Consider the following 24,424-nt stretch of genomic DNA (forward strand, 5'->3'; position numbering starts at 1 on the left):
GTCCAGCATCCGGGACGTACGTTTCGGCCACCTCCGGGTGGCCCGGGAGCTGGGCGATCTTTCCGGAGGGCGGCTTTCCCGATCACCCTTGACAGGATTTCGGTCACCAATCCACACTTTCGGGCAACAACCGTCAGTTCCGGTCACAAGGATGGTCTCCGTGCTTCCCGCTCAGCGCCGTCAGCGGATCGTCGAGGCCCTCGCCCTGGCGGGGACGGTGCGCACGGAGGACCTGGCCGGGGCGCTCGGCGTCTCCCCCGAGACCGTCCGGCGTGACCTCGCGATCCTGGAGCGGCGGGCGCTGCTGGTGCGCGTGCACGGCGGAGCCGTCGCCGCCCCCTCGGCCGCCGGCGAGGAGCCGTCCCACCTGGAGCGCTCGACGGCCCAGGCCGAGGCCAAGGCCGTCATCGGGGCCCTGGCCGCCCGGCTCCCGCGGCCGGGGCAGACCGTCGTGATCGACGTCGGCACGACCGCCGTCCACGCGGCCCGCGCGCTGCCCGCGTCGTTCCGCGGCGTGGTGGCGACCTGCTCGCTGCTGGTCGCCGCGGAGCTCGCCGGCCGCCCGGGGGTCGAGGTGCTTGTCTCCGGCGGGCGGGTCCGGCAGGGGGACCTCGCCGTCTCCAACGCCCACACTCTGGCCTTCTTCGGGGACCTGCGGGCCGACGTCGCGCTGCTCGGCTCCGGCGGCGTGGACGCCCGGGCCGGGCTGACCGACCACCACCTCGACGAGGTCGCGACCAGGCGGGTGATCCTCGCGACCACGGCCAGGACCTACGTGCTCGCCGACACCACCAAGCACGGCCGGGTCGCCGCCCACCGGGTGTGCGGCCTGGACGGCTTCTCCGGTCTGGTGGCGGACGGACCACCTCCGCCCGCGCTCGCGTCCGCCCTGGTCAGGGCGGGTGCGGAGGTCATCGCGCCCTAGACCGGCCCGGACCCGCCTCTCCCCCGCTCCTCCCCCAGCCAGGAGACGATCCATGTCCGACCTTCCCGTCCTCGCGATCGACCAGGGCACCTCGGGGACCAAGGCCGTCGTCGCCGCCCCCGGCGGCGAGATCCTGGCCCTGGCCGAGGAGCCGGTCCGGCCGTCGTACCTGCCTGGAGGCCGGGTCGAGCAGGACCCCGCCGAACTGCTCGCCTCGGTGCTGACCGCCGGCCGCCGGGCCGTGGAGGCGGCGGGACGGCCCGTCGGGGCGGTGTCGCTGGCCAACCAGGGCGAGACCGTCCTCGCCTGGGACCCGGCGACCGGGCGGCCGCTGTCCACGGCCCTCGTCTGGCAGGATCGCAGGGCCGAGGACGTCTGCGCCGCCCTGGCCGGGCACGCGGACAGGGTCGCGGCGCTCACCGGGCTCGTGCTCGACCCCTACTTCTCCGCCCCCAAGATGGCCTGGCTGCGCCGCGAGGTCACGGCGGAGGGCGTGGTGACCACCAGCGACGCGTGGCTGGTCCACCGCCTCACCGGGGAGTTCGTCACCGACGCCGCGACCGCGAGCCGCTCGCTGCTGCTCGACGTCGACGCCGTGGAGTGGAGTCCGGAGCTGCTCGGGCTGTTCGGCCTGTCCGGGGAGCGCATGCCGCGGATCGCCGCGTGCGACGAGATCGTGGGCACGACCCGGGCCTTCGGCGGCGAGATCCCCGTGGGCGGGCTGATCGTGGACCAGCAGGCCGCGCTGCTCGCCGAGGGTTGCCTGCTGCCGGGTGAGGCGAAGTGCACGTACGGGACCGGGGCGTTCCTGCTGGCCAACACCGGGGACCGGGCCGTGCGCCCGGCCTCCGGGCTGACGTCCTCGGTGGCCTGGCGGGCCCGGGGCGCGACGGCGTACTGCGTCGACGGCCAGGTCTACACGGCCGCCTCCGCCGTGCGGTGGCTGGGCGAGCTGGGGCTCCTCGGCGGCGCGGGCGACCTCGACGCCGCGGCCGCGGTCGGCAGCGAGGGGACGCTGTTCGTGCCCGCCCTGGCGGGGCTCGCCGCGCCCTGGTGGCGGCCGGACGCCGCCGCCGCCTTCCTCGGCATGACGCTGTCCACCCGGCCCGGCCACCTGGTGCGGGCCGTGGTCGAGGGCGTCGCCGCCCAGGTGGCCGAGCTGGCCCGGGTGGTGGCCGGCGACCTCGGCGGCCCGCTGTCCCGGCTGCGCGCGGACGGCGGACTCACCCGCTCCGCCGCGCTCATGCAGGCGCAGGCCGACCTGCTGCAGATTCCCGTGGACGTCTACCCGTCGCCGCACGCGACCGCCCTCGGCGCCGCCGCGACGGCCCGCCTCGCGCTCGACCCCACCCTGGGCCTGGCCGACGCCGTGCCGGCCTGGGCACCGTCGAAGACGTACGAGCCGCGCTGGCCGGCCGACCGGGCCGGGGAGTTCCTCGCCCGCTGGCGGGCCGGCGTCGAGGCCGCGATCGGCACGGCCCGCGCCGCGACGGGAGGGAACGGATGAGCACGGACGGGATGCGGAACGGCCCGCTTCCGGTGGACAACGTGGACGTGGCCGTGATCGGCGCGGGCGTGGTCGGCGCGGCCGTCGCCCGCGAGCTGGCGGGGTACGACCTGTCGGTCGCCCTGGTCGAGGCGCGGTGCGACGTCGGCGACGGGACGAGCAAGGCCAACACCGCGATCCTGCACACCGGCTTCGACGCCACGCCGGGGACGCTGGAGTCCCGGCTGGTCCGCCGCGGCTACGACCTGCTCGGCGCGTACGCCGCCGCGACCGGCATCCCGGTCGAGCGGACGGGCGCCGTGCTGGTGGCCTGGACCGAGGAGGAGCTGGCCGCGCTGCCCGGACTGGCGGCGAAGGCGGCCGCCAACGGCTGCCGCGACTGCGCGGCCGCCGGTCCCGACGAGGTCTACGCGATGGTGCCCGCGCTCGGGCCGGGCGTGCTCGGCGGGCTCACGGTGCCCGGGGAGTCGATCGTCTGCCCGTGGACGACCACGCTCGCGTTCGCCACGGAGGCGCTCGCCCGGGGCGTCCACCTGCTGCTGAACGCCCGGGTGGAGGCGGTCGCGCGGGACGGCGGGCAGACCGTGCTGTCCACCTCCCGGGGGCCGCTGCGGGCCCGCTGGGTCGTCAACGCCGCCGGCCTCGGCTCCGACGTGGTCGACGGCCTGTTCGGGCACCGCCGGTTCACGATCACGCCCCGCCGGGGCGAGCTGCTCGTGTTCGACAAGGCGGCCCGGCCGCTCGCCGACCGCATCGTGCTGCCCGTGCCCGGCTCGCGCGGCAAGGGCGTGCTGATCAGCCCCACCGTCTACGGCAACGTGATGCTCGGGCCGACCGCCGAGGAGCTGGAGGACCGCACCGACACCTCCACCTCCGAGGACGGGTTCGCGTTCCTGGCCGGCAAGGGCCGCCGGCTGATGCCCGCGCTGCTGGAGGAGGAGGTCACCGCCGCCTACGCCGGGCTGCGGGCGGCCACCGAGCACGGCGACTACCAGGTGCACCTCGACCCCGCCGGGCGCTACCTCGTGCTCGGGGGCATCCGCTCGACCGGGCTGACCGCGTCCATGGCGCTCGCCGAGCACGCCGCCGGGCTGCTGGCCGGGGCGGGGCTCGCCCTCGAGCCCAGGGCGGGGCTGCCAGGGCCGCCGCGCATGCCGAACATCGGGGAGGCGTTCCCCCGGCCGTACCAGCGGGCGGACCTCGTCGAGCGCGACCCGGCGTACGGGACGGTCGTGTGCTTCTGCGAGCGGGTCACGGCCGGGGAGGTCAGGGACGCCCTGGCCGCGGCGCTGCCACCCGGCGACCTGGACGGGCTGCGCCGCCGGACGAGGGCCACGATGGGCCGCTGCCAGGGCTTCCACTGCGGGGCCGAGATCGACCGCCTGCTCCGGGAGGGCGCCCGATGAGCCGCACCGTCATCACCGCGGACGTGGCCGTCGCCGGGGCCGGGCCGTCCGGCCTGACCGCGGCGGGCGGGCTCGCGGCCGCCGGGCTGCGCGTCCTCGTGCTCGACCGGGAGCGGGAGGCGGGCGGGATCCCCCGGCACAGCGACCACACGGGCTACGGGATCCGCGACCTCGGCCGGATCATGACCGGCCCGGCGTACGCCCGGCTGCTCGCGGCCCGCGCGCGCGAGGCCGGCGCGGCGCTCCGCACCTCCGCCATGGTCACCGGCTGGGCCGGCGAGCGGGCCCTCGACGTCACGACCCCCCAGGGGCTCCTCCGGGTGGAGGCGGGCGCCGTGGTGCTCGCCACCGGGGCGCGGGAACGGCCCCGCACGGCCCGTATGGTCCCCGGCGACCGGCCGCCGGGCGTGCTGACCACCGGGCAGCTCCAGAACCTCGTCCACCTGCACGGGCGGGCGGTGGGCGGCCGCGCCGTCGTCGTGGGCGCCGAGCCGGTGAGCTGGTCGGCCGTGCTCACCCTCCGCCGGGCCGGCTGCCGCACGGTCCTGATGACCAGCGAGCACGCCCGCCCCGAGTCGTACGCGGCCTTCAGCGTGCCGGGGCGGGCCGTGCTCGGCGTGCCGGTGGCCACCGGGACCCGGGTCGTCCGCGTCGCCGGGCACGACGCCGTGGAGGCCGTCGAGGTGGAGGACCTGCGCACCGGCGCACGGCGTACGGTCCCCTGCGACACGGTCGTCTTCACCGGCGACTGGATCCCGGACGACGAGCTCGCCCGGGCGGCCGGGCTCGCGACGGACCCGGGGAGCCGCGCCCCGATGGTCGACAACACGCTCGCCACCAGCCGTCCCGGCGTCTTCGCCGTGGGCAACCTGGTCCACCCCGTGGACACGGCCGACGTCGCGGCCCTCGACGGCCGCCACGTCGTCCGGCACGTGCTGCGCCACCTCGGCGGCGGCACCCCGGCCGGGCGGGCGATCCCGCTGCTGGCCGGGGCGCCGTTCACCTGGGTGTCGCCGGGGCTGGCGCGGCCGGGCGCGGGGGCGCCGCCGCGCGGCCGGATCCTGCTGTGGCCGGCCGAGCACCGGGCGCTCGCCCGCGTCGTGGTGACGCAGGACGGCCGCGTGGTGGCCCGCCGGACGCTGCCGTGGCCGGTCTCCCCCGGCCGCGTCCTGCGGGTGCCGTCGTCGGCGCTGTCCGGCGCCGACCCCCGCGGCGGGCCGATCACGATCTCCCTGGCGTGAGCCCCGCCGGGGTCCGGTCAGGCCGGGGAGAGCCGGAACGACTGGGCCGCCCCGCCGTCGCACGTGCGCTGCACCAGCTGGACGCTGTCGGCCGCCGAGGAGCCGGCGCTCATGCACCTGCCGCTCAGCCTGCTCACGAAGTGGTAGTAGCCGCCGCCCTCGGCGACCGGCTGCCACTGCTGGTTGGAGCCCCCGCCGTACGCCCAGAGCTGCAGGGGGGCGCCGTCGGCGGTGGAGACGTCCTTCACGTCGATCACCTGGGCCGCGTTGTTGCGATTGCCGATCCGGGCGTAGCCGCCGCTGGTCGGCTGGATCTGGTACTGCTGCGCGTACGTGCCGTTGCAGGTGTACTGCTGGACGACCGTGCCGTTGGCGGTGGAGGCGGCCCGGGCGTCCACGCACGTCCCGTTGCCCTTGTTCACCAGCGCGTACCACGCCGTCGGGGAGATCGTGCCGGACGGCGAGGGCGAGGGGGACGGCGAGGGGCTGGGGCTGGTGGGCGTGGTGACGCCGCCGAGCCACAGCAGTCCGTCGATGACGAACCGGTTCTGCACCTCACTGCCGAACGTGGAGGACAACGTGGTGTTGGTGCCGTAGTCCATCGCGTTGTGCCCGAAGTTCGCGTACAGCATCCGGTAGTTCTTGTTGGTCCAGATGATCGGGTAGTAGCCGCTGTACCAGGTCTGGCTGGGGTCGGTGCCGACGGGGAAGCTCGACGGGTCGATCGACGCGAGGATCCTGATGTCCGGGTTGGTCCTCAGGTCGTTGGTCCAGCTGTACCACTCGCTCACCGACGAGGTGAACGTGGCGGGCAGCCGGGCCGTGGACGGGTGCGGGCCGCCCTCGACCCGCAGCGTCTCCGCGGTCGGGCCCCAGCTGTTGCTCCTGAAGGCGCCCGTGCCGAGGAACTCCTGGTGGTACCAGGGCCAGCTCCCCGGGTCGGTCGTGAACGCGGACACGTGGAAGCCCATCCAGGCGCCGCCGCCGCGCATGTACTGCTCGAACGCCGACCGCTGGGACGCGGTCTGCGGCAGGTCGTCGAGGAACAGCACGACCTGGTACTGGGCCAGCGTCGAGGCGTTCAGCTGGTCCCAGTTGTTGGTGGCCGTGTAGGAGAAGCCGTTGTCCGCCGCGGCCTGCGGGAACCACCGGTTGGCCTCCTGCACGAAGCTGATGTGCGCCGGGTCCCAGGTGCCGTTGTAGAAGGCGAGGACCTTGAACCGGGGGGCCGCCGCCGCCCGGGCACCGGCCTGGGCCGGCACGACCAGGCCTGCCACGACCGCGAGCAGGGCGGCCAGCCGCACCCACCTGCTCGTCCACACGGGCCTCGCGCCCGTCCTGCCGTCTCCGCGCATCCGCGTCGTCCTCTCGTCGGGGGGTGGGGGCGGTCGTCCGCTCTCCAGCCATATGCGGAGGGGACACCGCGCCCGCCTCCGGGCACGGTGGGACGACCGGCGTTCCGGGAGGTTTGGTGACGACTTGATTCAAGTAGTAGTCAGAGTAATTGTCAAGGTTCTTTACGATTATTGCTCACGTGGTCGCCGGGCTGACGTCCTGCTCGCGCCCCGGAGGCCCGGCGACCGGCGCGCGGGACGGCACGAGCGGGAGGACCCTGACCAGCAGCAGGCCGAAGCCGAGCTGGAACGTCGCCTCCCCGTGGATGAGCAGGCCGTCGGGCTGGAGCACGAAGACGGCCGCGAGGATCCCTCCGCCGAGCTGGACCAGCAGGAACGCGACGCCGAGCACGTCCCCGTGCGCCCAGGCGACCAGGCGCGTCCCCAGCACGAGCTGGAGCGCGAACAGGGCCGCCCCCAGCCCTCGGTGCGCCCAGTCGACAGCCCCGCCCAGGGTGTACGGGGTCAGCACGATCCCGATCAGCAGGGCCACGAAGACGTCGGCCATCCGCCGCACGTGCTCCGGAGCGGGGGTGGCGGCCGCCACGCCGCGCAGCCCCCTGCGGATGAACAGCGCCGCGCCCACGAGGGCCCCCACGTACGGCGTGACCGTCAGCCAGTGGACGCCGTAGTAGCTCATCCCGTTGTTCGCCGCGAGCCCCTCCGGCCGGAGCACCACGCAGAGCGCGATGCCTCCGAACAGACAGGCCTCTCCCCTGACGACGTCGCCGACCGCCCTCATCGACAGCCCTTCCCCCGGCCATCCTTATTGGACCGTTAAAGACCTTATAAAGCCATATTGTTCCCTTTAGATCATCAAGGAGGGGCCGCCGGTCGTCCACAGGCCCCGGGAACGCGGCGGAGTCGGCGGCCGGGCCGCCGTTAGGCTTGCGGACGTGAGCAGGACCAAGAGCAAGGGCGGCCAGGGCACTCCGGCGACGGTCGCCCTCACCCGGGCCGAGGCGGAGTTCACCCTCCACCCCTACGACCACGACCCGAACGCCCAGGCGTACGGCGAGGAGGCGGCCGACGCCCTCGGCGTGCCGTACGAGCGGATCTTCAAGACGCTGGTCGCCGAGACCGAGGGGGGTCTCGCGGTGGCGGTGGTGCCGGTCGCGGGCAAGCTGGACCTCAAGGCGTTCGCGGCCGCGCTGAAGGGCAAGCGGGCCGCGATGGCCGACGCGGCCAAGGTGGAGCGGGTCACCGGCTACGTGGTGGGCGGCATCAGCCCCCTCGGCCAGCGCAAGCGGCTGCCGACGGTGGTGGACGAGTCGGCGCTCGGGTTCGAGACGATCTACTTCTCGGCCGGCCGCCGCGGCCTGCAGATCGAGACGGCTCCGGCCACCCTCGTCCGGCTCACCGGGGCGGCGACCGCCCCCATCGCCAAGCTCTGAGCCTGTCGACAATTGCCATCGCCCGCGCCCGGCCCCGCCCCCGAGACTCGGGGGCGTGAGCCGGAGGCGCGAGCCGTACGCATGGGGGGCCGAGACGTGAGCGAGCTGGTGGACCTCACCGCCACCGAGATGTCGGCGCTGCTGCGCGACCGCCGGGTGAGCGCGGTCGAGCTGGTCGAGGCGCACCTGCGCCGGATCGGCGAGGCGAACGGCCGGGTCAACGCCATCGTGACGCTGACGGCCGAGCGGGCGCTGGAGGAGGCGAGACGCGCCGACGACGATCTCGCGCGCGGCCGCTGGCGGGGCCCGCTGCACGGCCTGCCGGTCGCCCACAAGGACCTGGCCGACACGGCCGGGGTCCGCACCACGTACGGCTCCCGCCTGTTCGCCGACCACGTGCCCGACCGGGACGACCCGCTGGTGCGGCGGATCCGCGAGGCCGGGGGCATCGCGCTCGGCAAGACCAACACCCCCGAGTTCGGCACCGGCTCCCACACGGTCAACGAGGTGTTCGGCGCCACCCGCAACCCGTACGACACCTCGCGCAGCGCGGGCGGCAGCAGCGGCGGGGCCGCGGCGGCGCTCGCGACCCGCATGGTCGCGCTGGCCGACGGCTCCGACATGGGGGGCTCGCTGCGCAATCCGGCGTCGTTCTGCAACGTGGCCGGGCTGCGGCCGACGCCCGGGCGGGTGCCGTCCCGCTCGGAGACGGCCGCGTGGTTCACGCTGTCGGTGCCGGGACCGATGGCCCGCACGGTCGCCGACCTGGCCCTGTTCATGTCGGCCGTCGCGGGCTTCGACCCGTCCTCGCCCTACTCCGTACGGGAGGACGGCTCGGTCTTCGCCGGGCCGCTCGACCTCGACCTGTCGGGGGTGCGGATCGCCTACAGCCCCGACCTCGGCGGCCTGCCGGTCGACCCGGAGACGGCGCGGGTGACGGCGGGGGCCGCCGGGGTGCTCGCGGGGCTCGGGGCCAAGGTCGAGCAGGTCGACCTCGACCTGTCCGGAGCCGACGAGGCGTTCCGCACGTACCGGTCGTGGTACTACGCGCTGGCCTTCGGCGACCTGCCCGAGGTCGGCCCCAACGTGGCGTGGAACGTCGAGCGGGGGCGCGAGGTGACCGGCGCCGACCTCGCCCGCGCCGAGCGGCTGCGGACCGCGCTGTTCCACCGGATGGGCGCGTTCTTCGATGAGCACGACTTCCTCGTCGCCCCGGTCAGCCAGGTGCCGCCGTTCCCCGTCGAGCAGCCGTACGTCACGGAGGTCGCGGGGGTGGCGATGCCCGACTACCTGGCCTGGATGCGCTCGTGCTACTGGATCAGCGTGCTGCACGCGCCCGCGATGTCGGTGCCCTGCGGGTTCACCTCCGGCGGCCTGCCGGTGGGGGTCCAGATCGTCGGCAGGCCCTGGGCCGACTTCGACGTCCTGCGGCTGGGGCACGCCTTCGAGCGGGCGACCGGCCACTGGCGGACCGCGCCGGCCTGAGTCCCCGCCCGGGTCACTCCCCCCGATGGCGGTAGCTCGCCACGAACTCGACGACCCAGAACACGCCGGTGGCCAGCAGCGGCCAGGCGAACATCACGCCGTGGGCGGTGACGGTGAGCGACGAGGTGGCGGTGAGCCCGGCGGGCCCGGCCGCGTGGGCGGTCCCCTTGGCCGTGCGGCCGACCAGCAGGGCGACGTACCCGGCGAGCAGGCCGCCGCCGGCCAGCGCCACCAGGGCCTCGACCGGCCGGCGTCGCGACAGGACGTACGCGCCGGCGCCGCTGAGCAGCCCGGCCGCCCCGGTCACGACCGCGAACCAGCCGTCCGCGTCGATCAGCGTCTGCGTCTCCGGGTCGGCGAGCTGCGGGCCGCCGTCGATCAGCACGTACCGCGTGGCGGGCGCCAGGGCGGACCACACGAGGCCCGCGACCGCGCCGAGCAGGGCCAGAACCAGCACGGTCACGGCGATCGCCGCCAGATTGACCCGGAGATGCCGCACCGTCCAGATGGTACCCACACGGTGATCGCACCCGGTCCCGTTAGTCTTGCTCAGAACGAGCGGCAGCCGAGGAGAGCAGCGTGACTGAAGAGGTATGGCAGATCGACCCGTCGGGCCCGCTGCGCGGGGACGTCGAGGTCCGCGGATCGAAGAACGCGGTGTCCAAGCACATGGTCGCCGCCATGCTCGGCACGGGCCCCAGCACGCTGCACAACGCGCCCGAGGTCGGCGAGGTGGGCCTCACCGCCGCCATGCTGGAGGCGCTCGGCATCCACGTGGACATCACTCCCGGCGAGATCACCATCGAGCGCGGCCCGGAGATCCGCCCCCGGGTGCCCGAGGAGTACACCGGGCTCAACCGGATCCCGATCCTCATGCTCGGCCCACTGCTCCACCTGGCGGGCGAGGCGTTCGTCCCGCTGGTCGGCGGCGACCCCATCGGGCGGCGGCCGGTCAACTTCCACGTCGAGGCGCTGCAGTCGATGGGCGCCGAGATCGAGGTCGGCGAGAGCGGCATAACGGCCAAGGCGACCCGGCTGCGCGGCAGCCGCATCACGCTGCCCTACCCGAGCGTCGGCGCCACCGAGACCATCCTGATGACGGCCGTGCTCGCCGAGGGCAAGACGGTCATCAAGGGCGCCGCCATGGAGCCGGAGGTCGTCGAGCTCGCGCTGTTCCTCCAGCGGATGGGCGCGATGATCGAGCTCAGCCCCGACCGCCGCATCGTCATCGAGGGCGTCGAGCGCCTGCACGGGGCCTCCACCTGGCTCGCGGGCGACCGCATCGAGGCGTTCTCCTACCTCGTGGCCGGGCTCGTGACGGGCGGCGAGGTGCGGGTGCACGGCTGCCCGCAGGACCGGCTCGTCACCGCGATCACCACGCTCGCCCGGATGGGCGCCAGGTTCGAGATCACCGACGACTGGCTGACCGCGTCGGCCCCCGACGGCCTGCGGGCGGCGGCCGTGCAGACCGACACCCACCCCGGCTTCATGACCGACTGGCAGACCCCGCTGATGGTGCTGTTCACCCGGGCCGAGGGCATGTCGGTGCTGCACGAGACCGTCTTCGAGAACCGGCTCGTGTACGTCCCCGCGCTGCAGAAGATGGGCTGCGAGATCGAGGTGTTCGCGCAGTGCCTGGGCGGGCCCGCCTGCCGCTACCACGACACCAACGCCAAGCACTCGGCCGTCGTCCGCGGCGTGTCCAACCTGCGCGGGGCCGACGTCACGCTGCCCGACATCCGCGCCGGCTTCTCCGCCGTCCTCGCGGCCGCGGTCGCCGAGGGCACCTCGACGCTGCGCGGCGTCAACCACATCGAACGGGGCTACCACCGGCCGTACGACCAGTTCACCTCGCTCGGGCTGAAGATCAACAGGCTTACGTAAAGCTTTGGGGGCCGCGCGTTTGGGAAGGGGTCGCGGGCCGCACTGATATCCCGTGACCTCTCGTCTCCTCAGCGCCGCGGCCGTGCTGGGCCTGTGCGGCGCCGCCGGGGGGCTGCTGGTCGCCGGGCTGGTCATGCCGATGGTGAGCGGGGCCGGCCTGGCCGCCAAGGGCGCCGCGTCGACGTTCACCGAGCTGCCTCCGCCGCCCCGCGAGGACCCGCTGCCCGAGATGACCCGGCTGCTCGACCGCGACGGCAGGCAGATCGCCCAGTTCTACTACCAGAACCGCCAGTCGGTGCCGCTGCGCGAGGTCGCCCCCGTCATGCGGCAGGCCATCGTCGCGATCGAGGACTCCCGGTTCTACGAGCACGGCGGGCTCGACATCAAGGGCACACTGCGGGCCCTGGTCGCCAACACCCAGGCGGGCGGCATCCGGCAGGGCGGCTCGTCGATCAGCCAGCAGCTCGTGAAGAACATCATGGTCAACCAGGCCGAGTCGGACCAGGAGCGGGCCCTCGCCCGGGTGCGCAACGTCCGGCGAAAGCTCGACGAGCTGCGGTACGCGCTCGCGCTGGAGAGGAAGTACACCAAGGACCAGATCCTGGAGCGCTACCTCAACATCGCCTACTTCGGCGCGGGGGCCTTCGGCGTCCAGTCGGCGGCGCAGCGGTTCTTCGGGGTCGACGCCGGCCGCCTCGACCTGATCCAGGCGGCCACGCTCGCGGGCGCCGTCCGCACGCCGTACGACACCGACCCGTCCCTCGGGGACGCCCAGCGGGAACGGCTGAGGGCGCGGCGCGACCTCGTGCTGAACCGCATGGCCGAGCTGAGGGTGATCACGCCCGAGGCGGCGAAGGCCGCCACGGCGAGGCCGCTGGGGCTGCGCATGCGCCCCGAGCCGGGCGGCTGCTCGGGCAGCGCCTACCCGTTCTTCTGCGTGTACGTCGAGCACGAGGTGCTGACGAACCCGGCGTTCGGCTACACCAGGGCCGACCGGGAGCGCCGCCTCCAGCGGGGCGGGCTCACGATCTGGACCACGGTCGACCCGGCGGCGCAGCGGGCCGCCGAGCGGGCCATCGCGGCCCGGGTGAACCCGCGGGACGACCAGGTGGCGGCCGAGACCATGGTCGAGCCGGGCACCGGGCTCATCAGGGCGATGGCCACCAGCAAGCACTACGGCCGCAACCCGCACGACCGCGACATCGGGCCGAACACCACCTACAACCTGGCGGCCGACACCGCGCACGGCGGCGGGCTCGGCCTGCAGGCCGGGTCGACGTTCAAGGCGTTCACGCTGGCCACGGCCCTGTCGGAGGGGATGCGGTTCGGCGACGGCTTCCAGACGCCCGGGTCGTTCGTGCCCGGCAGCGGCTACCGCGACTGCGCGGGCCGCGCGGTCAACGCCCCCCGGACGACCATCTACAACGCGAGCGGCGAGGGCCGCGGCGGGCCGTACAGCCTGGAGCTCGGCACCTGGAAGTCGGTCAACATCTTCTACATGAAGCTGGAGCGTCAGGTCGGCCTGTGCAATGTCGTCCGGACGGCGCGGGCGCTCGGCATCCGGCGGGCGGACGGCGAGCCGCTGCACGAGGTGCCGACGTTCACGCTCGGCGTCAACGAGATGGACCCCACCACGGTCGCCGCCGCCTTCGCCTCGTTCGCCTCCCGCGGGCGGTACTGCCGGCCGCTGGCGATCACCGCGATCGTGGAGCGGGACGGCACCCGCACCGACGTGCCCCCGGCCTGCGTGACCGCGCTCGACCCGGCCATCGCCGACGCCGTCAACCACGTCCTGTCCGGGGTCTTCACCAAGGGCACGATGCGGGGCCAGTCGATCGGGCGTCCGTCGGCCGGCAAGACCGGCACGAACAACGGCTACACGTCGGCCTGGTTCGCCGGGTACACCCCGAACCTGGCCGCCGCGGTCAGCCTCGGCGACATCCGCGGCTCCTACCGCTACCCCCTTAGGGGCGTGACGATCGGCGGCCGCTACTACGGCGCCGTCCAGGGGGCCTCGCTCCCCGGCCCCATCTGGGTCGACTCCATGCGGGCGGCGCTGCGCCGCACCCCCGCCACCCGGTTCGCGCCGCCCGACATGTCGCGGTTCGGCGGCGGCTTCACCCCGGGCCTGAAGGAGGCCCTGGAGAAGGAGCGGAAGAAGAACAAGAAGAAGAAGGAAGAGCGGGAGAAGCGGGACCACGCGAACTCCGGCGACGACGTCTCGGCGGGAGGGCAGGACGCCGGGCCGGGCCAGCTCGCCACCGGGCAGCCGGCGACGGCCACCGGGGACGACGTGCCCCGCGTCGAGGTCCCGGCCGTCCACGTCACCCACCTGGCCGAGCCCCGCGCCGCCGCGCCGGCGCCGCCCCGCACGGGCGTCCACAGCGGGGACGACCGGAGCGCCGCGAAGGCGCGCGCCGGGCACCACCGGCACCGGTGGACCCCCACGGGCCGCCGCGCGGAGGCTCCGCGTGGCGGTCACGCCCAGCACGCCCAGCACGCCCAGCATGCCCCGCACGCCGCGGCCGCCGCCATGGCCCCCCGCCACGGGCGCGGCGCCCATCCGCGCGGCGCTGCGGGCTCGGGCGGCCGGCACCCCGCCGAACACCGCCACGGCGGCGGGCCCCGCCGTCACCGCTGAACCGTCCCCGCCCCACCGCCCCACCGTCCCGCCGTGCCACCGTGCCACCGTGCCACCGTGCCACCGTGCCACCGTGCCACCGTGCCACCGCGCCACCGCGCCACCGCGCCACCGCGCCACCGCGCCACCGTGCCACCGCGCCACCGCGCCACCGCGCCACCGGGCCGCCGCGCCACCGGGCCGCCGTGCTGCCGTACCGCCCCGCCGCCGCGCCACCGTGCCGCCGGCTCGTCGCCTCGGACCGTGGCAGGAGACTCGCGGGAACGACAGGGAAATCCCTGAGATCGTCGAAGGGGTGCCCAGGAGGTGGCGGGCGGGCCCTCCGGCGCATCGTGGACCCATCGAAAACGACGAAGGAGACCACGATGACTCGCACCGCCAGCGCCCTTCTCCTCGGCGCCGCCGCCCTCGCCACCGTCCTCCCGGCCGCCTCGCCCGCGCAGGCCGCCACCGCGTGCTCCATCAAGCCGTACGGCCTGATCGGCGACTACTGGACCGCCATGGGGGGCGCGAACGGCGTCTTCGGCTGCCCCACCTCGGCCGAGTACAGCCTGCCGAACAAGAACGGCCGCAAGCAGCGCTTCACCAACGGCCAGATCGCCTGGTCCCCCGACCAGGGCCCCAACATGATCGTCGCGGCGTACGAGGCCAACGGCAAGGCGGTGTTCCGCTGGGGTCCCACCACCCCGTTCAACTACGACTACTGGCGGGTCTACTGGACCGCGGACCCCACGCAGAACCTGCCCTCCTCCCTGGCCCTCATCTACCCCACGTACACGGTCAAGAGCGGCTCGCGCACCAGCGGGAAGGTGACCCACTCCCGGCCCAGCGGCGTGACCAACAGCAACGGCTACGCCTCGACCTACACGTTCTGGGTCAAGGGATGCGACAGCAAGGTCCTCGGCGACACCTGCCGCCAGGGCTACACGCTGCCCGTCTCGGTGAACGTCTGACCGCCCCGGCCGGCCGCCCGCGGAGGCCGGGGCCCGATCCCCGCCGGCCGTGCCACACTGGCTCCCATGCGCGTGGTGATCTGCGACGACTCGGCCCTGTTCCGCAAGGGCCTGGCGCTCCTGCTCGACCACGTCGGCGTCACCGTCGTGGCGCAGGCCGGCGACACCGCCGAGCTCGCGTCCATGCTGGAGACCCGGCCCGCGGACGCCGCCGTCCTCGACGTGCGGATGCCGCCCACCTTCACCGACGAGGGGCTGGTGGCGGCCGTGGAACTGAAGAAGCGGTACCCCGCCCTCGGCGTGCTCGTCCTGTCGACGTACGCCGAGGGCGCTTTCGCCGCGCGGCTGCTCGAGGCGAGCCCGCGCGGCGTCGGCTATCTGCTGAAGGACCGGGTCGACGACGCGGCCGCGCTGCGGGACGCGCTGGAGCGGGTGGCGTCCGGCGGCGTCGCGGTCGACCCCGAGATCGTGGGCCAGCTGTTCGAGCTGCGCCGGGCGGAGGCGATGGCCGACCGGCTCACGCCGCGGGAGCGCGACGTGCTGCGCCTGATGGCCGAGGGCAGGTCCAACGCGGCGATCGCGCGGACGCTGTTCCTCGGCGCGAAGACGGTCGAGGCGCACATCGCGGCGGTGCTGAACAAGCTTGACCTGAGCCAGACCCCCGACGACAACCGCCGCGTCCTCGCGGTGCTCACGTGGCTGCGCATGGAGGGGACCGGTGCCCATCAGAATCGTGATCGCTGAGGACTCGATGCTCGTCCGCGAGGGCGTGCGGCGGGTCCTCGACCTGCAGCCCGACCTGCGGGTGGTCGCGACCTGCGCCGATCTGCCCCAGCTCATGGCGGCGGTGGACGAGCACGACCCCGACGTGGTGGTCACCGACATCCGGATGCCGCCCCTGTCGTCCGACGAGGGGATCAGGGCGGCCACCGAGCTGCGCGCGTCCCGGCCGGGGGTCGGCGTGGTCGTGCTGTCCCAGTACGCCGAGCCCGCGTACGCGACGCCGCTGCTGGCCGGGGGGAGCAGCGGCCGGGCGTACCTGCTGAAGGAGCGGGTGAGCGACCCGCACCAGCTCATCGAGGCGGTGCGGACGGTGGCCCGGGGCGGCTCCGTGATCGACCCGGCCGTGGTGGAGGCCCTGGTGGCCGACTCCGCGCACACCCGGTCGTCGCCGCTGGGCCGGCTGACGACGCGTGAGCGCGAGGTGCTGGGGCAGATCGCGCAGGGGAAGAGCAACGCCGCCGTGGGGTCCGCGCTCTTCCTCACCGAGCGGGCCGTGGAGAAGCACATCAACACGTTGTTCGCCAAGCTCGGGCTGGGCACGGAGCCGGACGTGAACCGGCGGGTGATGGCGGTGCTGATGTACCTGGCCGACCACGGTGGTGCTAGCACGCGGTGACCGTGGTGGTCCCGCCCTTGGACGGGAGACGGCGTTCCGGGAGGCTGGAGGTATGACAGGGGTCGACGTGCTCATCGTGGACGACCAGGCGCCGTTCCGGTCGGTCGCCCGCGCGCTGATCCGGCTGCTGCCGGGGTGGCGCGTGGTGGGCGAGGCCGTGACCGGCGAGGACGCCCTGACCCTGGCTCTCGGCGACCGGCCGTCGATGATCCTGATGGACATCAACCTGCCCGGGATGAGCGGCATCGAGGCGACGCGCCGCATCCTGGCCGAGGCCCCCGACATGAAGATCGTGCTGGTGTCCACGTACGCCGTGGAGGACCTGCCGCCTGACGCTGTCAGCTGCGGCGCGCTCGCCTACGTCCGCAAGGACGACCTCACTCCGGCGCTGCTGCGCGGGCTTCCCGTCTGAGGGCCAGGCGGGCGGCCTGCCACCCGCCCATGCCGTGCACGCCCGGGCCGGGCGGGGTGCTCGCGGAGCAGATGTACAGGCCGGGCACCGGGGTGGCCCACGGGTGCGGGGAGTGGACGGGACGGCCCACGAACTGGCCCAGGTCACCCGACCCGCCGCCGATGTCGCCGCCCACCAGGTTCGCGTTGCGGGCCTCCAGGGCCGTCGTGTCCATGACCCGGCGGGCCAGGACGAGGTCGCGGAAGCCGGGGGCGAACCGCTCGACCTGCGCCTCGACCGCCTCGGTCATGTCCACGGCCGAGCCGTTCGGCACGTGGCAGTACGCCCACAGGACGTGCCGTCCGGCCGGGGCGCGGGAGGGGTCGGCCACACAGGGCTGGACGAGGAGCACGTAGGGCCGTTCCGGATGGCGTCCCCGGGCGACCTCGGCCTCGCCGTGCGCGATCTCCTCCAGGTCGCCGCCGAGGTGCACCGTCGCGGCCTCCCCCACCGCGGGGTCGGTCCACGGCACCGGGCCCGACAACGCCCAGTCGAGCTTGAACACCCCGGGGCCGTACCGGAACCGGGTCAGCCTCCTCCGGTAGCCGGGGGGCAGCCTGTCGCCGGCGACGGCCAGAACCTGGCGCGGCGTGAGGTCCAGCAGGATCGTCCGGGCCCGGGGCACCTCCCCGAGGTCGCGGACGCGGTGGCCGGTCACCGCCTCGCCGCCGAGCTCCCTGAGCCGCCCGACCAGCGCGTCGGCGAGCCGCTGGGAGCCGCCGCGCACCACCGGCCACCCCACGTGGTGGGCGAGCGCGGCCAGCATCAGGCCGTAGCCGCCGGTGATCGGGGCGCGCAGGTCGAGCATCGAGTGCGCGGCCATCCCCGCGAGCGCGGCCCGCGCCGGCGCCGTGCGGAACGCCGTACGGGCGAGCACGGTCGCGGGGAGGACGGCGAGCGCGCCGAACCGGGCGGCCCGCAGCGGCGCGCGCGGCACCGACAGCGGGGCGAGCAGCGTGTCGACCAGCGGGTCTCCCCCGCGGGCGGTCGCGCCCACGGTGGCGCGCCAGGCGGCGGCGTCCCGGCCGAGCCCCAGCGCGGTCTCCTCCGCCGACCGGTGGACCAGCACCGCCGGCCGCTTGTCGAGCGGGTGGGCGGCCTGCACGCGGGGGTGGGCCCAGGTGACGCCCAGCTCCCCGGTGATGCGGCGGAACGCGGGCGAGGCCCGCGCGAGCGGCAGCACGGTGGCGCACACGTCGTGCCGGAAGCCGGGCAGCGTCAGCTCCTCGGTGCGCAGGCCGCCGCCGAACGCGCCGGCGGCCTCCAGCAGCAGGACGCGCCGGCCGGCCTCGGCCATCGTGACGGCCGCCACCAGCCCGTTCGGGCCCGAGCCGACCACAACCGCGTCGAAGCCGTCAGCCATCGACGGGCACCTCTCCCCTGATCGTCGTTCCGGCGCCGGGCGCCGACTCGACGAACAGCCGTCCGCCGAGCGCGCCGAGCCGGTCGGTCATGTTGACGAACCCGTGCCCCTGCCCGCCGCCCGGGTCGAAGCCCCTCCCGTCGTCGGCGACGCTGAAGCGCAGCACGCCGTCGTCGGCGGCGATGCGGACCTCCACCGAAGCGCCCTGCCCGGCGTGCTTGCCCGCGTTCTGGATCGCCTCCAGGCAGCAGAAGTAGACGGCGGCCTCGACCTGCTCCGGATAGCGCCGGGTCAGGCCCACCTCCACGGTGTACGGCAGGCGGACGCGCCGGGTGACCGAGCGCAGCGCCTCGCCGAGCCCGTGGTCGCGCAGCAGCGGCGGGTAGATGCCGTGGGCCAGCTCGCGGAACGCGGCGTTGGTCTGCTGCACGTCGCTGCGCAGCTCCTCCAGGAGCTCGGCGGCCATGGCCGCGTCCTCCTTGAGGATCTCCCGCGCGAGGCCGAGCTTGACCGAGAGGGCCACGAGATGCTGCTGGGCGCCGTCGTGCAGGTCGCGCTCGATCGCCCGGCGTGAGGCGTCGGCGGCCGTGACGATGCGCAGCCGGGAGGCCTGCAGCTCCTCGTTGCGCTGCCGCAGCTCCTCCAGGGAGGCCTGCAGGGCGGAGTCCAGCCGCATGTTGTGCAGGGCCAGGCCGACCTGGCGGGCCAGCTCGATGAGCACGCGGTCGTCCTCGTCGGAGAACTCGACGCCCTCGCGCGGCCGCCGGACGACCAGCAGGCCGAGCAGGTCGCCCAGGTGGGCGGTGGGCGCCACCCGGATGGGGGCCTCCCGGTCCTCGACGAGGGCGGGCAGCCAGACCGACAGCCAGGCCGTGCCGCCGATGCGGGTCCGGCCGACGACCAGGCGCTCCTTGTCGTTCAGGGTCAGCACGGCCGGGGGGCGCTCCGGGACGCTGACCGTCCGGTGGAGCACGCCGTCGGTGCCGACCCACACCTCGGCGCCCGCCTGCCCGAGCGCCGCGCGCAGCGACTCCACGAGCTGGAGCAGCAGCTCGTCGAACGGCACCGCGCGGCTCATCCGCGCGCCGAACGAGGCGAGCGCCTCCTCCGGCGTCTGCCCGCGCCTGCCGAGCAGCGAGACGCCGAGCGAGACGAGCCGGAAGCGCACGGGCAGGGCGAGCACGACCGCGGTGAGGGCGGCGACCACGCTGGCCAGCAGCACCTCGCGCTCGGCCCCGACGGGCTCGCGGGCCAGGCCGACGACCACGACCAGGTAGACGGCCACCACCAGCAGCGCGAGCCCCGCGACGACCACGGCCTCGACGAGCGCCCGCTCGGCCAGCCGGGCCGTGCCGGACGCCTGCGCCAGGGCGAGCCCGGCCGGGAGCACCGCCATCGCGAGCAGCGCCCACGGGAGCACGTTCTCGGGCATGCCGAGCAGCAGATGCACGGCGTAGATCACGATCTGGGCGGCGGACGTCACGACTCCGGCCGCGGCGATCCACTGGAGCGTCCGGCGGCGGGGCGCCGGGGCGCTCGGGCAGCGCGCGAGGACCGCGACCAGCGCCACCGTCGCGCCCCCCACGGTGGCGGCGACCACGGCCGGCGGCGTCACCGGCAGCCGGACGGCCCAGGCCGCCGCCCCCAGCCAGGCCAGTCCGGCGATCGAACGGCGGGGCGCGGTGCGAAGCTCTCCGTCAGGCAGCGACAGACCACAGGTCAGCCACGCGGCGACGGCGAGCGGCGCGAGGACGGGCCACACGGTGGCAGCTGCCTGCGCGGCCGCGACCAGGATCGCGGCGCGGGCGAGGCCCGGCCTGTCGCCGAGCAGCGCCGCCACCGCCGCCAGGATCCAGACGGCGACGACGACGACGGATGCGGCGATCACGGTCACTCCGCCCGCAGCACGTGGGCGACCCGCAGCCGGGCGGCCATCGTGCCCGGCCACGCGGCCAGCGCGTTGGCCGTCAGAAGTGTCAGCGGCCACACGAGCAGCACGGCGCCCAGGGCGAGCGGCGCGACGTACAGCAGGGGGAACACGTCCGCGAGGAGCCGCCACAGCGTCCGCCCGAGCGCCACCCCGAGGGGAACGCCGAACAGCAGCCCGACGGCCGCGACCAGGCTGGCCTGGGTGACGACGGTCCAGCGCGCCTGCCAGCGGGTCATCCCGAGCGCCCGCAGCACGGCCATCTCGTGCCTTCGCCGCCGTACGGCCGTGGCGAGCGCGTGCCCGACGGCCCCCGTGGCCAGCAGCCCGAGGAAGCCGGCGAGCAGCGTGGGCAGCTCCTCCACGTCCCGGATCTGCGGCACCTCGAGCAGCGGGCTGGGCGGCGCGAACGTGATGAACCCGCCCCCGGCGTCCTTGGCCGCGGCGTTCAGCCGGGGGGCGACCGCCTTCGGATCGGCATCCGGCCGCAGGGCGGCCAGGGCGCCGTGGAACTTGAACGAGTAGTGCGCCCCGCTGTACAGGACCTTGTGCCCCTCGGGGGTGATCCAGCCGCCGTCGGTGCGCTCGTTGTGAGGTCCGGCGGGCACGAACCCGATCCCGGTGACGGTCATCCGCACCGGCGCCGTCCCGCCCCGGAGCTCGACCTGACCGCCGACCTCCGCCCCCAGGTCGCGGGCGCTGAAGGGCGCGAGCACGATCTCGCCGGCCTTCGCCGGGAGCCTGCCCTCCGTGAGCACGACCGGGAAGGCCGCGCCGCCCACCGGCGCGTAGGTGTAGGTCGTGACGGAGACCGTCTTCTGCCCGGGCCTCTGATTGGCGGACTCGGCCACGGCGCTGACGGCGTCCTCGATCGCCTGGACGGCCGGATCGCGGGCCACCGCGCCGAGCGCCGCCGTGACCGCCGCCGCGGACCCGAAGTCCTGCCCGTTCATGCCTATGTACGCTTCCAGCTGATGGGTCCGTCCGAACCTGACCGGGTTGGCGGCGGCGTCCTTCACGCCGGCGGAGAACGTGAAGGCCGCCAGCACGCCGAGCACCCCCGCGACCGCTCCGACGAGCGCGGGCCGCACCGGCACCGCGCTGCCACCGCGGCCCGGCTCCAGCGCGAACCGCGCTCCGACCACCATCGGCACAGGCAGGCCCATGCGCGACGCGAGCAGGGCGACGGCGGAGCGCCGGCCTGTGCTGTCGCCTCCGGACAGGAAGACCGCGGCCGCGGCCGCCGACCCCGCGAGGACGAGGGCCGGGGTCACGAGCCAGCCCGTGCCGAGCACGAGCCAGTCGACGTCGAACCCCGGATCGGGCTCGCGCAGCGCCGCCGCCCCGATGGGCATCCAGATGGAGGCGACCGCCGCTCCGGCCACGCCGATCGTCGTCCCCACGAGGGCGGCCACGAACGGCCCCGCCGCCGCCGAGGCCAGGGCCTGGCGGGGCGTGAGCCCCACCGCGCGCAGCGTGCGCAGGTCACTCGCCGTCGCCGCGGCGTACCTGGCGACCGACTGACCGATCAGGACGATCGCGGCGGTGAGCGCGGCCAGCCCGAACGCGAGCAGGGCCACCGCCTCGAAGCTCACGAGCCGGCGGGCGGGCCCGCCGAACTTCTCGGCGTTGTCCCATATCTGGATGTCGCTGCGCCCGGTGAGACGTGTCAGATCCCCGCGGAACGCCGCCTCGTCCAGCGATCCGCGCTTGAGGCGGACCAGGGCGTTGATGTACCCCACGTCGGGGTCGAGGAAGTTCCTCGGGTAGGTCCGATAGAGAGCGGGGGTACAGAGGATGCCCGGCGCCTCGCCGATGTTCTCGGAGTACCACGCGGATCGGATGATCCCGACGATGGTGGCCCGGACGCGAGGCCCCGTGGGTTCCTGGGTCGTGGGGTCGAAGTCTTCGCTCGCCGCCTGCTCGACCGACATGAGCTTGAGGACGACCTGGTCGCCGACACCCTTGCCGTACACGGCGGGGAATCGGGAGCTGACCACGACCTCGTCGACGCGGCGCGGGTCGGGGAGCCGCCCCTCCAGGACCTTCGGCACCTCGATGGTGCGCAGGCCCTCGTCGTCGGCCGGAGGGAAACCCCCGCCGTTGTCGGCCAGCGGGACGCCCTCGACGGCGAAGCCGGACACGGGGAAGGTGGTCAGCGCGGCGACCTCGGGGAGCGCGCGCACCTTGTCCCAGTCGAAGTGCGGCTGGTTGGGCAGGACCGCGAGCGTCGCGGGCAGCGTCTCGGCGTACAGGCGGTCGACGGCCGTGGCGCCGCGGCGCGCGCCCGCGACGGCGGTGAGGACGGTCGCGGTGGCGAACGCCACGAGCAGCGCCAGCACGGCGAGCGACCGCCATCGCCGGCGCAGCTCCAGGCGGAGCCAGGTCAGCACCACGCCCATGCGTCCTCCTCGGCGGCGCGCCCGCGGCCGCGCGAGCGGTACTCCGGCTCGGTCATGCCGACTCGACCCTCCCGTCGCGCATGCGCACGGCGCGGTCCGCGCCCGCGGCGACGTCGGGAGAGTGGGTCACCATGATGATCGTCTGCCCGTCGTCGTGCAGCCTGCGGAACAGTTCGAGCACCTCCAGGCCCCCCTCGCTGTCGAGCGCGCCGGTCGGCTCGTCGGCCAGCAGCAGCGTCGGCTCGTTCACCAGGGCGCGGGCGATGGCCAGCCGCTGCCGCTGACCGCCGGACAGCACCGCCGGCACCTGGTCGGCGCGGTCGGCCAGGCCGAGCAGGTCGAGCAGGTCGCGGGCGCGGGTCTCGGCGGCGCGCCGCTTCATGCCGCCCAGCACCCCTGGCATGACCAGGTTGTCCAGCGCGGACACCCCGTCGAGCAGGTTGAAGAACTGGAACACGAACCCGATGTGGTGCCTGCGGAACCGGGCCAGCCAATCCTCGTCGCGGCCGTCGACCCGCTCCCCCGCCACCTCCACGGTGCCCTCGTCCACCTGCTCCAGCCCGGCGATCACGTTGAGCAGCGTCGACTTGCCGCACCCCGAGGGGCCCATGACGGCGACGAACTCCCCGCGCCGCACGTCGAGGTCCACGCCGCGCAGCGCGCGCACCGGGGCGAGCTCCGCGGCGAACGTCCGCCTGGCCCCTCTGATCTGGACTGCGACGGTCGTGGTCACGTCTGTGGCGGGCATCTCACATCACCTCGAGGTGGTAGGCGGTCACGGGGGTGGCGCGGCCCTTGACGAGCCGCGGGCCGAGCGGGCGCCAGGCCCACCCGCCCGCCGCCGCCCGGACCGTCGCGTCGGAGGCCACGACGCCGGCCGGCCGGGCCAGGTCCTGCATGCGCTGCGCAAGGTTCACGGTGTCTCCGACGAGGGTGTACTCCACCCGTTCATCGCTTCCGAGTAGGGCCGCCGCTACCTCCCCCGTGGAAAGTCCGATGCCGAGTGTGAAGGGCGTGCGTCCCTGCGCCGCCCACTCGGCGTCGAGGCGGCGTTGCCGCACGTGCATCTCGCGGGCCGCGTGGACGGCCCTCGCGGCGTGGTCGGGGGCCGGGTCGGGCGCGCCGAAGACGGCCATCACGGCGTCGCCCACGTACTGCATGACCGTGCCCCCCGCGGTGAGGATCGCCGCGTTCATGGCCCGCCGGTGGGCGTTGAGCTGGCCGGCGAGGACGGCCGGGTCGGTGGCCTCGGCGATGGCCGAGTAGCCCCGCACGTCGGACATGAGCACGGTCACGACCAGCCGGTCGGTGCGGTCGACGGCGCCCCGGTCGCGCAGCAGCTTGTCGGCCAGGCCGCCCGGGAGCAGCCGCGACAGCGTCTCGCCCTGCTCGTCGCGGCGCAGGATCGCGGTGTGCAGCATCCGCAGGCGGCGCAGCGCGCCCTGCCGCCCCGCGCTCGCGCCCTTGGCGAGCGTCAGGAACAGCTGCTCGATCGCGGCGTTGACGGCCTCGGGCGGCTCCCCCCGGGACACGGCGATCGCCTTCACCGTACGGCCCGCCGCCACCTGGCCGAGCAGGTCCTCCTCGCCGGGCGACAGCTGGCCCTCGTCCCGGGCCGGCGCCACCAGCTCCTGGACGATCAGGGGGTCGATGAGCGAGCCGCCCACGGCGACCTCGCGGATCGCCCTGCCGAGCAGGCCCGCGTCGGCGACCCGGTCCTTGAGGAGGTAGGCGTACCCGGCGGCGCCCTCGCCGAGCAGCCGGATCGCGTAGTCGGGGTCGTCGTACTGGCTGAGCACCACCACGCCGGTGCCGGGCAGGCGCTTGCGCACCTCGCGCGCCGCCTCGATCCCCTCGTCCTGGTAGGTCGGGGGCATCCTGATGTCCGTGACGACGACCTGCGGGCGCAGCCGCGTGGCGCCCGCCACCAGTTCGGCGTAGTCGGCGGCCAGCCCCACGATCTCCAGGGCGGGGTCGCGGCCGAGCAGCGCGCGCACGCCCTCGCGGACGATGAGGTTGTCGTCCGCGAGCACCACCGTGATGCGTTCCACG

Annotated in this window: 20 protein-coding genes; 12 read left to right on the top strand and 8 right to left on the bottom strand. The window is 74.8% G+C overall.

The annotated features are described in order from the left end of the window. Positions 1–151 precede the first annotated feature (151 nt). Genes Mco01_RS00730 through Mco01_RS00745 form a run of 4 tightly spaced genes read left to right on the top strand, consistent with a single transcriptional unit; the run spans position 152 to position 5,079 of the window. Positions 152–925, top strand: coding sequence for a DeoR/GlpR family DNA-binding transcription regulator (locus Mco01_RS00730; protein WP_372444733.1), 774 nt, complete (start codon positions 152–154; stop codon positions 923–925). Between the two features lie 52 nt (positions 926–977). After that, a complete protein-coding gene (locus tag Mco01_RS00735) occupies positions 978–2,432 on the top strand; it encodes an FGGY family carbohydrate kinase (RefSeq protein ID WP_204054959.1) in 1,455 nt (484 codons plus the stop codon). Further along, positions 2,429–3,838: an NAD(P)/FAD-dependent oxidoreductase gene (locus Mco01_RS00740; RefSeq protein ID WP_239103236.1), complete on the top strand. Its 1,410-nt coding sequence runs from the start codon at positions 2,429–2,431 to the stop codon at positions 3,836–3,838. Before Mco01_RS00735 ends, Mco01_RS00740 begins: the two co-directional genes overlap by 4 nt. Next, a complete protein-coding gene (locus tag Mco01_RS00745; protein ID WP_204054960.1) occupies positions 3,835–5,079 on the top strand; it encodes an NAD(P)/FAD-dependent oxidoreductase in 1,245 nt (414 codons plus the stop codon). The genes Mco01_RS00740 and Mco01_RS00745 overlap by 4 nt, the downstream gene beginning before the upstream one ends. Before the next feature lie 17 nt (positions 5,080–5,096). Here Mco01_RS00745 and Mco01_RS00750 read toward each other — a convergent pair whose 3' ends face one another. Together Mco01_RS00750 and Mco01_RS00755 are read right to left on the bottom strand one after the other, a co-directional pair. Beyond that, complete coding sequence (locus tag Mco01_RS00750; protein WP_204054961.1) at positions 5,097–6,434, bottom strand: ThuA domain-containing protein; 1,338 nt, start codon at positions 6,432–6,434, stop codon at positions 5,097–5,099. 175 nt (positions 6,435–6,609) lie between these two features. After that, positions 6,610–7,215 carry a hypothetical protein gene (locus tag Mco01_RS00755; protein WP_204054962.1) on the bottom strand — a complete coding sequence of 202 codons (606 nt, stop codon included), beginning with the start codon at positions 7,213–7,215 and terminating at the stop codon, positions 6,610–6,612. 154 nt (positions 7,216–7,369) lie between these two features. On the opposite strand from Mco01_RS00755, the gene ybaK reads away from it, so the two are divergent. Both ybaK and Mco01_RS00765 read left to right on the top strand, forming a co-directional pair. Continuing rightward, positions 7,370–7,867: a Cys-tRNA(Pro) deacylase gene (gene ybaK / locus Mco01_RS00760; protein ID WP_204054963.1), complete on the top strand. Its 498-nt coding sequence runs from the start codon at positions 7,370–7,372 to the stop codon at positions 7,865–7,867. 96 nt (positions 7,868–7,963) lie between these two features. Next, positions 7,964–9,352: an amidase gene (locus tag Mco01_RS00765; protein ID WP_239103237.1), complete on the top strand. Its 1,389-nt coding sequence runs from the start codon at positions 7,964–7,966 to the stop codon at positions 9,350–9,352. Positions 9,353–9,365: 13 nt separating this feature from the next. Here Mco01_RS00765 and Mco01_RS00770 read toward each other — a convergent pair whose 3' ends face one another. Next, a complete protein-coding gene (locus Mco01_RS00770; RefSeq protein ID WP_204054965.1) occupies positions 9,366–9,851 on the bottom strand; it encodes a hypothetical protein in 486 nt (161 codons plus the stop codon). A gap of 80 nt (positions 9,852–9,931) precedes the next feature. Between Mco01_RS00770 and murA the strand changes: the two genes are divergently transcribed. The 6 genes from murA (at position 9,932) to Mco01_RS00800 (ending at position 16,641) form a co-directional block, all read left to right on the top strand. Continuing rightward, positions 9,932–11,236, top strand: a complete 1,305-nt coding sequence (gene murA, locus Mco01_RS00775; RefSeq protein WP_036321352.1) for a UDP-N-acetylglucosamine 1-carboxyvinyltransferase — start codon at positions 9,932–9,934, stop codon at positions 11,234–11,236. 52 nt (positions 11,237–11,288) lie between these two features. Beyond that, entirely contained in the window at positions 11,289–13,877 is a 2,589-nt protein-coding gene (locus tag Mco01_RS00780; RefSeq protein ID WP_239103238.1) for a transglycosylase domain-containing protein, read from the top strand. Positions 13,878–14,242: 365 nt separating this feature from the next. Beyond that, entirely contained in the window at positions 14,243–14,830 is a 588-nt protein-coding gene (locus Mco01_RS00785; RefSeq protein ID WP_204054966.1) for an LGFP repeat-containing protein, read from the top strand. A 66-nt stretch (positions 14,831–14,896) separates the two neighbouring features. Next, positions 14,897–15,574, top strand: coding sequence for a response regulator transcription factor (locus tag Mco01_RS00790; protein WP_204054967.1), 678 nt, complete (start codon positions 14,897–14,899; stop codon positions 15,572–15,574). After that, positions 15,549–16,229, top strand: a complete 681-nt coding sequence (locus Mco01_RS00795) for a response regulator transcription factor (protein WP_307825539.1) — start codon at positions 15,549–15,551, stop codon at positions 16,227–16,229. The genes Mco01_RS00790 and Mco01_RS00795 overlap by 26 nt, the downstream gene beginning before the upstream one ends. Positions 16,230–16,281: 52 nt before the next feature. Beyond that, positions 16,282–16,641 carry a response regulator transcription factor gene (locus tag Mco01_RS00800; protein ID WP_204054968.1) on the top strand — a complete coding sequence of 120 codons (360 nt, stop codon included), beginning with the start codon at positions 16,282–16,284 and terminating at the stop codon, positions 16,639–16,641. Here the strand turns inward: Mco01_RS00800 and Mco01_RS00805 are convergent. From Mco01_RS00805 to Mco01_RS00825, 5 genes are read right to left on the bottom strand one after another with little or no spacing between them, the layout of a single operon-like run. After that, a complete protein-coding gene (locus Mco01_RS00805; protein ID WP_204054969.1) occupies positions 16,607–18,043 on the bottom strand; it encodes a phytoene desaturase family protein in 1,437 nt (478 codons plus the stop codon). The two genes, Mco01_RS00800 and Mco01_RS00805, sit on opposite strands and share 35 nt — an antisense overlap. Further along, positions 18,036–19,931, bottom strand: coding sequence for a sensor histidine kinase (locus Mco01_RS00810; RefSeq protein ID WP_204054970.1), 1,896 nt, complete (start codon positions 19,929–19,931; stop codon positions 18,036–18,038). The genes Mco01_RS00805 and Mco01_RS00810 overlap by 8 nt, the downstream gene beginning before the upstream one ends. Positions 19,932–19,933: 2 nt before the next feature. Next, on the bottom strand, positions 19,934–22,372 hold the full coding sequence (locus tag Mco01_RS00815; RefSeq protein ID WP_204054971.1) for an ABC transporter permease: 2,439 nt from the start codon (positions 22,370–22,372) through the stop codon (positions 19,934–19,936). A 52-nt stretch (positions 22,373–22,424) separates the two neighbouring features. Next, positions 22,425–23,120, bottom strand: coding sequence for an ABC transporter ATP-binding protein (locus tag Mco01_RS00820; protein WP_204054972.1), 696 nt, complete (start codon positions 23,118–23,120; stop codon positions 22,425–22,427). 1 nt (position 23,121) lies between these two features. Then, positions 23,122–24,423, bottom strand: coding sequence for an adenylate/guanylate cyclase domain-containing protein (locus Mco01_RS00825; RefSeq protein ID WP_204054973.1), 1,302 nt, complete (start codon positions 24,421–24,423; stop codon positions 23,122–23,124). Between the last annotated feature and the right edge of the window lies 1 nt (position 24,424).

Origin of the sequence: Microbispora corallina, from assembly GCF_016863035.1 — a bacterium.
GTDB lineage: Bacteria > Actinomycetota > Actinomycetes > Streptosporangiales > Streptosporangiaceae > Microbispora > Microbispora corallina.